Origin of the sequence: Butyricimonas paravirosa, from assembly GCF_032878955.1 — a bacterium.
In the GTDB taxonomy this organism is placed as follows: domain Bacteria; phylum Bacteroidota; class Bacteroidia; order Bacteroidales; family Marinifilaceae; genus Butyricimonas; species Butyricimonas paravirosa.
In genome coordinates this window covers 1,030,760-1,045,573 of record NZ_CP043839.1, presented here as the reverse complement: position 1 = coordinate 1,045,573, position 14,814 = coordinate 1,030,760, and the positions used below count along the sequence as shown (strand labels likewise).

The 14,814-nt window shown below is 44.5% G+C and carries 8 protein-coding genes; 6 read left to right on the top strand and 2 right to left on the bottom strand.

Annotated features, from left to right (window positions below):
- Positions 1-2 precede the first annotated feature (2 nt).
- Both F1644_RS04510 and F1644_RS04505 read right to left on the bottom strand, forming a co-directional pair.
- The gene (locus F1644_RS04510) at positions 3-3,536 is read right to left on the bottom strand and encodes a SusC/RagA family TonB-linked outer membrane protein (RefSeq protein WP_087422164.1); all 3,534 of its coding nucleotides are present in this window, start codon (positions 3,534-3,536) and stop codon (positions 3-5) included.
- 170 nt (positions 3,537-3,706) lie between these two features.
- The gene (locus F1644_RS04505) at positions 3,707-4,864 is read right to left on the bottom strand and encodes a FecR family protein (protein ID WP_118301963.1); all 1,158 of its coding nucleotides are present in this window, start codon (positions 4,862-4,864) and stop codon (positions 3,707-3,709) included.
- A 628-nt stretch (positions 4,865-5,492) separates the two neighbouring features.
- On the opposite strand from F1644_RS04505, the gene F1644_RS04500 reads away from it, so the two are divergent.
- From F1644_RS04500 to F1644_RS04475, 6 genes are all read left to right on the top strand, one after another.
- Positions 5,493-6,053, top strand: a complete 561-nt coding sequence (locus tag F1644_RS04500) for an RNA polymerase sigma factor (protein WP_118301964.1) — start codon at positions 5,493-5,495, stop codon at positions 6,051-6,053.
- Between the two features lie 110 nt (positions 6,054-6,163).
- A complete protein-coding gene (locus tag F1644_RS04495; protein WP_147344463.1) occupies positions 6,164-7,381 on the top strand; it encodes a FecR family protein in 1,218 nt (405 codons plus the stop codon).
- A gap of 56 nt (positions 7,382-7,437) precedes the next feature.
- The gene (locus F1644_RS04490; protein ID WP_229782465.1) at positions 7,438-10,914 is read left to right on the top strand and encodes a SusC/RagA family TonB-linked outer membrane protein; all 3,477 of its coding nucleotides are present in this window, start codon (positions 7,438-7,440) and stop codon (positions 10,912-10,914) included.
- An 11-nt stretch (positions 10,915-10,925) separates the two neighbouring features.
- The gene (locus tag F1644_RS04485; protein ID WP_118301966.1) at positions 10,926-12,401 is read left to right on the top strand and encodes a RagB/SusD family nutrient uptake outer membrane protein; all 1,476 of its coding nucleotides are present in this window, start codon (positions 10,926-10,928) and stop codon (positions 12,399-12,401) included.
- A gap of 11 nt (positions 12,402-12,412) precedes the next feature.
- On the top strand, positions 12,413-13,108 hold the full coding sequence (locus F1644_RS04480) for a DUF4843 domain-containing protein (RefSeq protein ID WP_118301967.1): 696 nt from the start codon (positions 12,413-12,415) through the stop codon (positions 13,106-13,108).
- Between the two features lie 18 nt (positions 13,109-13,126).
- A complete protein-coding gene (locus tag F1644_RS04475) occupies positions 13,127-14,686 on the top strand; it encodes a PKD-like family lipoprotein (protein WP_158571864.1) in 1,560 nt (519 codons plus the stop codon).
- Positions 14,687-14,814 lie beyond the last annotated feature (128 nt).

Genomic DNA, 14,814 nt, shown 5'->3' with positions numbered 1-14,814 from the left:
TTTTAAAATGAGACACTTAAACCGAATGAATAAGTCGGACGTTCGGATAATTGTATTTCGCTGAATCCTCCTTGTGTGGGTGTTTGACCTTTTAATTTGCTGGAACAAAGCGTGAACAGGTTCGTGCCTGATAACGTCAGGGCCAACCGTGACATCCCTATTTTCGGCAAGATACGCTCCCCGAACTCGTACGTGAAACTAAGACTGGAGCATTTCAGATAGTTGGCACTGACCACTCGTGCATCCGAATAATCATACATTGTCCAAGCGTCCGAGGCAAAGGGTTGTATATCATCAAAAAGATTGGAGTAATGGGTATAGTATCTATAATACGCAGCACTTCCGTAAGACATCAAAGAGGGGATATTTGTGCTTTTCTCGTCCCCCGGCTTCTGCCAGCGTTTTAGAAAATCACGGTGAACATTGAATTCCGGTTTTATATTGTCATTAAACATTCGGAACAAACGGGTTTTGGCACCTAAGCTATACGAGAACATGGCGCTCATACGCAAGTTCTTGTATCGTAGCGTGGTACTTAATCCACCGGACATATAAGGCTCCCTGCGTCCGGATGCTTTTAACACGCGGGTGAAGGTTTCATATTTGCTTAACCCGCTTAACTCGTGTTTGTTGTTTTCCATATCGTCAAACATCGGTCCTCCATCCACGGGACTGATCCCGATAAACTTGTAAGAGTAGAATGTGTTCACGGCCTTATCCTTCACGACCACGGTCCCGTTTAGAAAATCCGAGTAATTATAGGTTTGTGCGTCCGGATCGTTCTTCACTTTGTTGAAGTTTTTGGAAAATGAGGTCGATAATGTCCAGCGTACATTCTGTCTGGAAATGGGAGAAACGGTAATATCGACGCTGTAACCCTTGTTTTCCACGTCTCCACCGTTAATTACGTAAGAATCCACGCCGTTCATGTTTGCCACTTCTTTTGTCATAAAGGCATCCTTCGTGCGTTTGTAATAATACTGTCCTTCTACTTGTACACGATTGCGTAAGAGGGAAAACATTAATCCGGTATTGAATGAGCTGGTTTTTTCCCATTTCAAGTTCGGATTCGGATTCCGTGTAATTTTGGAGGTCATTTCATTATAATAAGGGTCCATTGGGTTTTTTTGGATCAACATGACCGGGGATTGATCTTCCAACATGTTTCCTTGGTAACCGAAAGAAACTTTCAGGGTAATATAGTCGATCCACTCCTTTTGCAGCATGTCATGTTCCGAGATGTTATACGCCCCGGATGCAGACCAGATAGGTAAGAATTTATTATTACTCTGGTCTCCGAACTTGTTGGAACCGTCCACGCGGGCATTCACGTTTACTGTGAAATAGTTTTGATAACTATAAGAGAGAGTAGCATACCCGGATAGCATATTCGTCAGATTATCCGTCACGCTCGGGACATTGCTTGCCAACCACGAACCGTAAGTCGGGTAATCTGAAATACTGATGTTACTGACGAACATTTTACCCCGGTCGGGATAATACCCGCGATCCACGCTTTTGAAACCGTTGTATCGAGAGGAACTTAATTCGAACCCGGCACTGGCATTGATATTATGCTGTTCGTCGGCTCCGAAATATTTATTGGCATTAACCTGTAAACGAGCCGTGTAAGAGTTACTACGGGTTTCATTTCGAGTCAATTCACCCCCGAAAGGTAACACGCTATTACTGTCTTCGCCGGGGGTGGGAATTGTTCCGAATTCCGTTCCCCGAAGAGAGGCGGCATAGTAGGTCTCTTCTCCCCAGTAACCTTCGATCTCGGCGTTGGAATTAGTGTAAGAAATGATGGCATTTGCGTTCAGCCAGTTTGTAAAATTGAATTTAAGGTTGGCATTTACGGTAATTCCGGACGTGTGTTGATCGGTATAACTGTTTTCCAGTTCGTTCAAAATGTTATAATTCCGACGTGAACTGTTGCCTGTCATTTTCTTGTAGTAAGCGTAATTCCCGTTTTCATCGTAGGCAGGGATTGCCCGGCTGGCATTGTACGCGTAATCCATCGGGTTTATGGCATCTTGATTGTATTCCCGGTGGCTGACATTCCCTTGCATCTGGAAAGAGGCTGTAAACCATTTGGTCAGTGTGGTTTCCACGTTTAATGAGGCCGTGTAACGTTGATTGTAATTCCCTTTGATAACATCGTTATCTCTGGAAAAGCCGATAGAGGAATAATAGCGGGTTTTCTCGGAGCCTCCTGAAATACTAACGGTATGTTGATGGGAAAAGGTATCTTCAGTCAAAAGCTTGAACCAATCGGTATTCATGGTTTCAAGTTTGGCAACCTCTTGGGAAAATTGCGTATCCGTGAGTTTTCCGTTGTACAGGTCATTCAAAAGTCCCTCGTAACCTACCGGGTTTACACTCCCGTTGTACACGTAGTGCTGGTCAAATAATTCACGGGAAAGTTGGATTCTTTCTCTTGAATTCATCACGTTAATTTTCCGATCCGTGTAGCGCGGGCGTTGCCGGAAAGTGGTGGTCATGTTGTAGCTGATAATCGGGTCTCCGACACGTCCTTTTTTCGTTGTGATCACGATTACCCCGTTGGCCGCTTTCGTCCCGTACAAGGCGGTAGCGGCGGCATCTTTCAGAATATCGAGACGTTCAATGTCTTGCGGGTTTAGTCCGGCAATGGCATTACCGATCCGGTTGATATAATCGGGGTCATTTAGTTCCTCTGACGAGATGGGTACAGGGTCCTGCACGATGATTCCATCCACGACCCACAACGGTTCCCGGTTCCCGACCAATGTCGATGTTCCCCGGATTCTGATTTTGGGGGCAACACCCACTTCTCCGGAATTCGTCATTAAGATCATGTCTGAAACTCGTCCTTCCAGCATCTGGTCGATGGAGGTGGCACCCGGAATCATAATATCATCCATTTTTACTGAAGTGATGGCACTCGTGGATTTTTTCTTATTAATGACTTGATAACCGGTGACAACCACTTCTTCCATTTCCTGTGAATCTTCTTCCATCACGATGGTCAGGTCCTGTCCCTTGTAAGGAATGGTCTGGGTTTTCATTCCGATAAAAGAAACGAGTAACACGATGTTGGAATCTTTCGGCTGAACCATTTCGAATTTCCCGTTCATATCCGTGGAGACTCCTGTGGTGGTTCCCTTGATTAGCACGGTCACGCCGGGTAGGGGAACTTTCTTTTTATCCGTGATGGTACCTCGTATTTTCTTGATCTGTTCCTGTTGTTGAGGTTCTGCCTTACGAATGACGATCACTTTGTCGAGAATGGAGTAGGTGTACCCGCTATTTTTCAGGCAAGCATCGAGAATGGTTCTCACATCGGAATCCTTCACGTTCATGGTGATTGATCCGATATGATCCAATTCCTCCACGTTATAAACGAACGTGTAGTCGCTCTGCTGTTTTATGATCCGGATGATTTCCCGGATGTTACTATTTTCGACTGAGACCGACAATCTGGCCTCTTGGGCGTAAATCCCAGCCGACAAATTCATGCAGAATAATAGCATCAACAAGCTGCTTAATTTCATAACTAACAATAGTTTTTTTAATTTTTCACGCACACAAGCGTGAATAAAACAATCTTTTTTCATAATTTTGTTTTACTGATTTGTACTAACACTCGCTTTGACCGGGGAGTGTGGTTTACGAATTATAGCGATGGGACGTGCTGCCAACATGTCCCGTTTCTATTTTCAGATTACTGGATGTATATGGTTTTTCCCTCCTTTCTGCACGTGACCACGTGCGTCTCTTCAATCAATTTCAGAACCTTGTCAATATCTTCGTAACGAGATGTCTCGATGGTGAATTTCCGTTGTTTCAGGCTTTCTTTTTCGAAAATAACTTTGAATTCGTACCAGCGGGATAATTCCTGCATGATTTCTCCCAGTGGTTTTTCGTCAAAATAGAACATATCCCGTACCCATGCTGTCACGACGTTCGTGTCAACCTCTTTTACTTCGATGCGGGCGTTTCCCGATGTGGTGATGGCTTGCTGGCCGGGGGAAATGATTGTCGTTGTTAGGCCATTGCCTACTTCCACTTTCCCGTTCACGAGGGTAGTTGCTACATTTCCGTCGGGAGCGGAGGTGTTCACGTTGAACGTGGTTCCCAACACGGTGACCGTGGTGCCTGCGGCCTCAACGATGAAACGGCGGGTGGTGTCGGGTGTCACCTCCAGATAAGCCTCTCCCGTTAAGCGGATTTTTCGCTCCTTCCCCTTGAATTGAACGGGATAGGTCAGTGTACTTTCTGAATTGAGTTTCACGGTTGTATTGTCGGAAAGACGGACGGTGTATTCCCCGTATTTGGGAACGATAATCGTGTGATAGATTTCATCAATTTCAACCGTCTTTTTTTCTGCGGTAGCATAGTCGATTTCTTGTTTTTCCGCGTGTAAGGCAGCATTGTTATTTAAAGCCAGCACGGAAGATTGCGGGTCATCCAGCGTGATTTTATTTCCGTTTTCCAGTACAAGTTGCACGGCAGAAACAGGTTGGGGAGAGGAGATTATTTCTTCGTTCGGTTGTGTAAGATAGTAGTATGTCCCTGTTATGGCAAGAACTAACACGGCGACGCTTGCCACCAGACGGTAGAGGGTACGTCGGAATGGCCGGGAGCCTTTTTCCCCGGTACGATATTTTTTCTCGAATAAATTCCAACCTTCTGCCGTGGATGGTGAAGTCGCGTTTCCATCGAATGATTTTTGGCGTAATTGTTCATAAAAAGCCTTGTTTTTTTCGTCTCTTTCCACCCACGCAGAAAGTCTCCGTTCTTCTGATTCGGGCAGGATTCCCAAACGCTGGAGAGCGATGAGGCGAGCAACTTCTAGTTTCGATAAAATATCTTTTTCCATCTTTTCGTTCCGTTTATTTTTTATGGAATATCCAATTTTCACTTTGAATACGGATGAGGGTGAAAACCGGGTGAGTCGATTTTTAATTTTTTTTGGAGAAATATTTCTTATGCCTTTGTAAACCCTTGAACTATGCTTGCAAAGCCTTGTATCGTTAGCCGGGTATATTTTTCCAGTTAACCAATATATGGCATGATATACCTTATTTGCAAGTATAATCTAATCAAAAATCAATTTAATCGAACGAGAATGCAAGGGAAATGCAGGATGAATGCACGATGGTCTAAATGAACTATTAATAAGTAATCAAGAGAATGGTAGATAAACATAGCCTAAAGCTAGGGTAATACCGGCCTAAAGCTAGGGTAATAATCTCCTAGGGGCCTTTCATCGCCCTTTCATCGCCCTTTCATCACCCTTTGCCAATATAGCGAGAAGGCGGAAGATTGGCCACGGGATGGAGAACGGGAGATTATTAGGGATATAAAACGATGAGATAACTGTTGTGTTACTTTGGGGACAGTCCCGAGTTGACACTACCTAATTATATTATCGAGTAGAATATTTGTGAATATACATTTTTTTGATTAATATTGAAAAATTGATGGACTAACGAAAATAATTTCTTGTGACAGCCGATTTATTACATGGATTGAAAAATGGGGATGAGCAGGCGTATAAGCACCTGTTTTATTTGTATTATGCCAATTTGGTCGTCTATGCGAATACATTCTTGAAGAATGGTGGTGCGGCTGAGGATGTGATACAGGAATTTTTTATTGCTTTCTGGTACGAAAAGAAACATAATCATGTGACGAGTGATTTGGAGGGTTATCTTTATCGTTCGGTTCGTAATCTATGTTTAAATTATTTGAGGGATGATAAACGGCGCATGGCTAAGTTTTCGGACTATGTTGTGGAGGAGACAGAGGATTTCAGGTTCAGTCTTGAAGAAATGGAGGAACGCGAAGAGATACAGAAAGCTATAAATCTTTTACCCGAGCAATGTCGTTTGATCTTTACACTTTGTTGTTTGGAAAATATGAAATATCAGGAAGTAGCTGATAAGTTGGGTATTTCTATCAATACGGTACGTACGCAGATGACGCGGGCTTTCAAATCTCTGCGGGATACTTTAAGTGGTAAGACGTTTACTTCTATTCTATTTGTAATGATGTCAATTCGTTGATATGTTGTTGTTTACATGCCGATGTACTTTTTCTTTTAAAAAAAGCGGAATCTTTGTCACATTAAAATTACATTTTGGTGTCATGTAAGTGTAAACAAGATGAGACCGAAATGGAAAATCAAATTTGGGAAATAATTTCTGCTGCTATAAATGGGGAAATTCTCGGTATTGCCGAGGAAGAGAGATTGTTACGGTGGATGAATGAATCACCTGAACATCGGGCAATTTATCTGAAATTAAAGAAACACTACAGGGCTTATCGAAACGAGAGTAAAATAGACATCGATATGGCTTACGAAAAGTATCTGGATGGAGTGGCAAAAAGAAGGCGTAAACGCCAATTACGTGTTTATCGGTACATTGGGTATGCCGCTTGTATCATGTTCGTGTTATTTGCTGCATCAATTGGATTTTATCGAGATGTTTTATTCCCTTCCGACAATATCGTTCAGAACTCGGAAATACGGATGGGAGAGGCCAAGGCGCTGTTAACATTGGCATCGGGTGAACAAGTTCCCTTGTACGCGGGAAAGAATGTAAGATTAAGGGAAACCGGAGGTTTGATAAGTAACGAGGATAAGGTGTTGGCGTACATGGTTGGAGATACTCTTCCCGTGGCGGAAAAAATAAAATATAATACTTTGGAAATACCTCGTGGGGGAGAATACAAACTGATTCTTGGCGATGGTTCCGCCGTTTGGCTTAATTCGGATTCCCGGTTGGTATATCCTGTGGCTTTCGGGGCGGAAGAGCGACGGGTTGTTTTAGAAGGGGAGGGATATTTTGAAGTGGCGAAAGATGCCAAACGTCCTTTCATCGTGGTCACGAAAAAAGGATTGGATGTACGGGTTTTAGGAACTTCGTTCAACGTGACAGCTTATGAAGACACGGGAGAGGTGATCGCCACGCTCGTAGAAGGTAGCGTGGAAGTCGGCGGGGGTGCTTGTCCGACGGAGATGTTGAAACCGGGTGAGCAGGCCGTGTATGATTGGCAATCCGGGGTATTGGATAGGCGAGAAGTAGATGTTCGTTTGTATACCTCGTGGAAGGATGGGTACTACATGTTCGAGATGGAGCGGTTGGATGATATGATGAACACGCTGGCTCGTTGGTATAATATGGATGTTCTGTTTGAGGATGATGCACTCCGGGAAGTGCGATACTCCGGACGGGTGAAACGTTACGGGAATATCCAGGAGTTTCTGGATGCATTGAAATTAACGCATGATGTGGATTTTAAAATAAAGGAAAGAACTGTTACTGTTATGAACAAAAAAACTGGAAATAATAGCCTTTATTCCCAGTTTGTAGTTTGTCTCTCGTGCTAAGGCCTTGCAAGAATTAGCATGAGGAAGATGTTTAATTATCTAAACGTTACAAATTTATGAAAAAAAAGTGGATCTATGCTACTTTTCGTAGGAAAATGTGGTTACGAAGAATGTTGCTTATGATGAAACAGATTACGTTTTTTATCTTGATGGGTACGATGTCACTATTTGCGAATGTTTATTCGCAAAATAATGTACTCGACCTGAAAATGGAGGATGCTTCATTAGTAGAAGTTTTTAAAGAGATCACCCGCAAAAGCGGATACGATTTTCTTTACAATTATGACTTGATGGCCTCGAAGGGAAAAGTTACCGTGAACGTGTCCAATGTCCAATTGAATGAGTTGTTGGAACAGGTGTTAAAACCTAGAAATCTAACATACGAGTTCCGAGGGGACTTGATTGTTGTGCGTTCGGAAGTGATTGTTGCCCAAGACTCGGTGAGAAAGAGTCATGTGATTGTGAAAGGTATTGTCCGGGATAAATTGGGAAATGAATTACCCGGTGTCACGATCATGTTCAAGGGAACGAAAACGGGGGTGTCTACGGATGCGAATGGTGTATTTGATTTCCGTTTGATACCGCCTGATACTTTGACCCTAGTATTTACTTTTGTCGGAATGTTGCCGAAAGAACTCCAGATTACAAAGTGGGAAAAGGAGCAGAAATTTATTGTTGTACTGGAAGAGGACAGGGTCGCTTTGGATAATGTCGTGGTAACCGGTTATGGTAACGTACGGAAGTCCAGCTTTACGGGTTCGGCAACGCGGGTCAGCAGGGAGGATATTTTAAAAATATCCGGGCGTAATCTGATTGGGGCTTTGCAGGTGTTCGAACCGTCGTTACGTATGGTACAGAATAATGAACGGGGTTCCGATCCGAATACCATGCCGGAATTTTACCTGCGGGGACGTTCCGGGGTGGCATCTGTCAAGGAATTGGATCAGTTGGGATCGACGGATATATCTCGTTTTGCCTTAACGAATAATCCGAACCTGCCTCTTTTTATCATGGATGGTTTTGAAGTGGGGGTGGAGAAAATTTATGATTTCGACATCAACCGTATCGAGAGTATCACGATATTGAAGGATGCGGCAGCCACGGCTATTTACGGTTCGCGGGCATCCAATGGGGTGATCGTGATCGAGACCGTTGCCCCGAAAGCGGGTGATTTGCAGGTACGTTATTCCGGAAACTTTGCCGTGACGGCTCCCGATCTGAGTAGCTATAATCTGACAAATGCGCGTCAAAAGTTGGCGGCAGAATGGGCGGCCGGTTTGTATGAACCTTGGGGGTATGGTGACCCGGTGATGGAGAAAAACGCATTGATGGGTATGTATCTTGAGAAGCAAGGCCGGGTGTTGAGGGGTGTTGATAATTATTGGTTATCGAAGCCACTGAAAACGGAATTCAATCAAATTCATAGCGTCTATGTTGACGGGGGAGCGGAACATGTCCGGTTCAGCGTGGACTTGCGTTATTCTTCTAACAACGGTGTGATGAAGGACTCTTATCGCGATAATATCGGGGCGGGGTTGACACTGGATTACCGCTATAAAGGATTGCAGATAAGGAATCAGATTTCTTACGAAACGATGAAATCCCAGCAATCGCCTTACGGTTCTTTCCGGGATTACACGAGCAAGCACCCGTATTCTTCCTGGCGGGACGAGGAAACGGGCGAGTTACTTGAGGAAATTGAGGGATGGGGCAACTACCAGCAAATGGCGAATAATCCTTTGTTCGAGGCTCGACTTGGAAGTTTCGACCGGAATCGCTACACGAATTTAACCAATAATTTGTCGTTGAACTGGTACGTGAATCATTATTGGCTCGTGAAAGGGCAATTTGCGTTGAGTTCGAAGGTTGATGATACATCGGTATTCACTGACCCGGAGTCAACTACTTATAAAAATAAAGACCTGACTTACGCCCAACTAGGCGATTTAATGTTGACGGAGACGAAGACTAACAGGTGGAATATGAACCTGTTTACCTCGTACAATCGTACGTTTGGGGTGCATAACGTGAATGCGACCGTCGGTATTAATGCCACGTCGACGAATGCTAAATATATGTCGTCTCACTATCGCGGATTCCCGGATGCGGACAGACATTCCCCCTCGTATGCCCACGAGATTGTGACGAAGCCTACGTGGACAGATAACAAGACCCGCCTGTTCGGGGGATTCTTCTCGGTGAATTATAGTTTGAACAATATTTACCTGTTCGACGTCTCCTACCGTTTTGACGGATCATCGGAATTCGGGAGCGAGAAGAAATGGGCTCCTTTCTGGTCTGTGGGTGCCGGGATAAACTTGCATAATTACGAGTTCTGGAATAATTATTTGCCTTTCATTTCATTGTTTAAACTGAAAGGGAATGTCGGGGAAACGGGAAAAGTGAATTTCAGTCCTTATATGGCAAAACACACGTATCGGGTATTGCTTGAAGAGTGGTACACGACGGGCATCGGTGCCGAGTTGATGTACATGGGGAATAATAACCTGACATGGGAGAAACAGTTGTCGTGGAACGTGGGGACGGAGATACAATTCTTACAGGGGAGGGTGTTGGTGGATTTCGAGGTGTACAATAAACGTACCCGGGATTTGGTGACGGATGTATCTATGCCTTCCTCGTCGGGATTCTCGACGTATAAAGATAATATCGGGGAGGTTGAGAACCGGGGATTTGATGCTGACGTGCAGTGGTATGTCATGAGGCGTTCGGATCTGGATGTCCGTGTTTTCGGGAATATAGCCCATAACAAGAACAAGATATTGAAGATTTCGGAATCCTTGAAACGGTATAACGAACGGGTAAACGAGCATTTTGATAAGTACGTGTACGTGAGTCACTCGATAGGGTCTATCTTAACCAGCGAGTACGAGAAAAATGCAAGTTTGGGAACCCCGGTGATGAAATACGAGGAAGGAGCTTCTCTGAACACGATTTACGGCATGAAGTCTTTGGGTATTAATCCCGCAAACGGGAAAGAAGTTTACCAGAGACGGAACGGCACGATCACGCAGGAGTGGGAAGCTGCCGAACAACAGCCGATCGGGGATGCCGATCCTTGGGCAAACGGGAGTTTCGGTTTCGACGTCAGATATAAGGGGTTCTACGTGAATACGGCGTTCCGCTACGAGTTCGGAGGTGACACGTACAACCACACGCTGGCATCGAACGTGGAGAATGCGAACGTGAGCCAGTATAATGTGGACAAACGGGTGATGACCGACCGCTGGCAGAAGATCGACGACGTGACACCCTTGAAGGCTCTTCAGGACAGGTATTATATCACTCGTCCGACTTCCCGGTTCGTGCAGAAGAATAATTTCGTCACGTTCCAGTCATTGACGGTCGGGTATGACTTTGATCCGCAATTGATTGCCCGTTTCGGGTTGAAAACACTATCGTTGCAGTTCAACATGGAGGATATTGCCACCATTTCAACGGTGAAACGGGAAATGGGGTTGAGTTACCCGTTCGCCCGGACTTTTAACTTTAAACTAACTACAAGTTTTTAAATACAGGAATTATGAGGAAGATATGGATATCGATATTTTGGTCTTTATTTTTACTCGTCTCGTGCGATAATTTTCTGGATGTATCTTCGGATAACGAGGTCGTCGAGGATGAGATGTTCGAGAATTATAAAGGCGTGCGGATGAGCGTGAACGGGATATATAATGCCCTGTCATCCACGGATCTTTACGGGAAAAACCTGACGTGGGGGTTCAGCAGTATTATCGGGCATAATTATGACGAGATGTATATGCCTCTGGATCTGAATGCGATTGCTCAATTTAACTGGGAATCCAGTTACGTGGAACCCATAACGGAAAGTATATGGAAAAAAGCGTATAATATTATTGCCTCTTGTAACAATATCATACGGCAGGTAGAGAAGAAAGATTCTACTTTTTTCGAGTACGGCGAGGTGGAGAAAAATATGGTGCTGGGAGAGATGTACGGCGTGAGGGCATTGTTGCATTTTGAGGTGTACCGCCTCTTTGCTCCGGCTCCCGTGAAAGGGTACAAGGGCAAAACGATCCCTTATTCTAGGGATTACCCGGATCACCAACCGGTACACCGGGATGCCGACGAGGTGTTGGATTTGATCGTGGGAGATATGGAGCGGGCAAAGGGCTTGCTGGCGGTGTGTGATACGGTTTTCTGTGTGTCATGGAATAAGACTTTTTCCGGTCGGACGCAATTGGAAAGTTCCGCCGTGAATAATTTCTTCGCTTGCCGGGGTACCCGCATGAACTTCTGGAGTGCCGCGGGACTGTTGGCACGGATCTATATGTACCGGGGGAACGAGACGAAAGCATACGAGAATGCGAATATCGTTTACCAGATGCATTTGGGAAGATGGTTTCAATGGACTGACTCGTTCTACCAGGGCGATATTGCAGATGTTGAATATATTCACCCGAAACGACCGGAGGAAATCCTGTTGTGTTTCTATAATACGAAAAACTATGACAATTGGGAGGCGTCGCTAGGTAACACGTCTTATTATTTCCGGATGAAGAATATGGCCGATTTGTTTCAGGATGATGAGGATGATTTCCGATTGGTCGGATGGTATGACTGGTATGGAAACGGGCGTTATCTGACATGGATCAGACCGACCGGAACTTCTTATCTGGCGGATGAGGTACGAAACCAGCAAGGACCTTTGCTCCCGGTGATCAGTTTCCCGGAAATGTATCACATTATGGCAGAGTGCCTGATGAACCAAGGGAACGTGAACGGTGCGGTAGGTTTGTTGAATACCTTGCGGGAGAATCGGGGAGTCAAATCCTGGATCGCTACAACGATAGATCCGGATAGTTTGAAGGAGATACTGATGAAAGATATTGTCCGGGAAACGTTGACTTCCGGGCAGACGTTCTTCCTGTTCAAAAGATGGGGGCGAAATATTTACAACGGGATGTCCGACATCGTGATGGATGCGAATAAATGGACGATTCCTTTACCCCAGAGTGAGGTGTCTTATCAATTATAAATTTGAATGTTATGAAAAAATTATACTTGTTTGTCGTATTGTTACTGTGGGTTGCGGCGGCGTGCCAGAGGGATGATATCATGACGTATCATGCTGTCGACTATATCCAGTTTGAACGGAATCTGGCGGATTCTTCGCTTTGTACATTTCTGCCTTGTCCCGACGTGGAGCAGTTGCGTTTTCCGGTTGTCGTGGAGGTCGTGGGACTTACTTCCGCGCAAGACCGGGAGTATAAAGTGGAAGTGATAGATGAATTCACGACCGTATCAGCCGGTAATTATGATTTACCCGAACGTTTTGTGATGAAGGCGAGGACGGTGAAAGACACGGTGTGGATTGTATTCAAGAATTCCCCGGAATTGAAGGAGAAACCCCGGCGACTGACTATCCGGTTGGCGGAAACAGATGGTTTTACCCTAGGGCAAATCGAACACCGGGGAAATATTATCAATGTATCCGATGTCGTGACGAAACCCGACTGGTGGAATGCAATAATAGATTACTATTTCTTGGGTACGTATTCCGATAAGAAATATCGTTTGTTTATCCAGGAAACGGGTATTCTGGATATGAATCCGAATGACTTGAATGAATGTCGCTACTACACATTAATCTTCAAGAATTATTTGAAGAAGAAAAAGGATGCGAACACTCCGGTTCTGGAAGATGATAATAGTGAAATGAACGTGGCATTATCTGCCGGATAACATTAAAAGATGTACGTTATGAAATCAATAATAAGAATTGTTTTGTTGCTGATCGGTGTCCTGTCGATTGGTTGCTACGAAGATAAAGGGAATTATGATCTGGTCGATTATAATAAAATCGAGGAGGTGGTTTTGATTCCATCGTTATCAAATACTGCCGTGTACTTGGGGGATACGGTGCGGATAGCGGTAAGTATGCAATATAAATATCCCGATCGGGATACGATTACCGGATTTGAATACGTGTGGAAAGAGAATTGGGAAGGCGATACGCTGGGAACGTCAAGGGTGTTGGAATATGTACCGGGAGAGGCAAAGTCGTACACGTTCTATTTACATGTTAGGGAAGTAGCTACGGGTATTACGACACGATTCAGTTTTAGCGCCCGGGTCTCCTCTCCATACTCGTCTGGTTGGTTGATTGCCAGCCAACGGGACGGGAAACCCTGTCTGACTTTTATACGGCGGGATTCCCGTAGAAATGAGAGTAACCAGTTGGTGTATTTCTGGACGGATTTCGTGAATATTTACGACGAACTGCACCCGGGAACCCCCTTGAATTCTAATGCACTGGTGGGAGTATCGACTTATCCGGTCAGTTATTCCGGTGATGAGGTTATTGTTTTTCATGAAAGGGGTGAAGGGGAGATTCTGAAGGGAACGGACTTTTCTAAAATGATGAATTTGAAAGATGATTTCATGGGCGGGGTGCTGCCGTCCGGCTTTGAGCCGGTTTCATTCGCTCGGGGTGGTTATTGTGATTATCTTTTGGGCAAGGATGGAGAGGTGTACTGGAGAAGTAATCTAAACGGTTCGTCGCTGGCTCACGAGACTTCTTTTATGGATGTTCCGCTTTATTTCCCGGGAGGATCGGTGATTGACTATTTTGTTGACATGAGGATTTACGAAGCCGAATTTACACTGATGCATGACAAATTAAAAAATCGGATAGTCGGTTGTGCCAATAGTTTTAGTAGCAGTGGAATGTGGAACGGTAAGATGTTGAATATCACGAATACCTATCGACCGGAGGAGTTTGTCAATATCCTGAATATGGAAGGATACAAGTTGATCTATTGCGGGGATTACACGAACGGGAAAAGTTTCGTGAATATATTGAAGGAAGAAAGTTCCGGGAATTATATTTACCAGAATTTTAAATTGATGGGATATACTGCGGATTTCTCGGTTACTGAGGCAAATAGAGAGATTTTTGCGGGAAGTGAATTAATCTCCGATAACACGGTATTCTTCCGGTTGCGCCGTTCCTCTTACCTCTATTTCGGGGAAGGAAGTAAACTGTATTTCTATGATGTGAACTCTAAAAAGGTGAAATTGTACACGGATTTCGGTTCGGGGAATATCACCCAAATTATACAGGATGCAGAAGGAACACGAGTGGGAATCACGCTGGATAACGGGAATTTTTACTTGTGCGAGGCCGTTTCAACAAATGTACTTGGGGCTGAGAATCCTGGGGCCGTTGGTATATTGCATCATCTCTCCGGTTTAGGTGATATTAAGAATATGGTCTGGAAATGGGGAACTTACTCCTCGATGATAGGAAATAGATATTAAAAGAAATTTAGAATTTAGAATGAAAGTTCTTTCCCGAAACTGGTGAGTAACTAAGCTCTCCCTCTGTTTATAGAGGGAGTACCCCGAAGGGGGGAGGGAGTTTTTTTACAATTGGAAATGCAGAATTG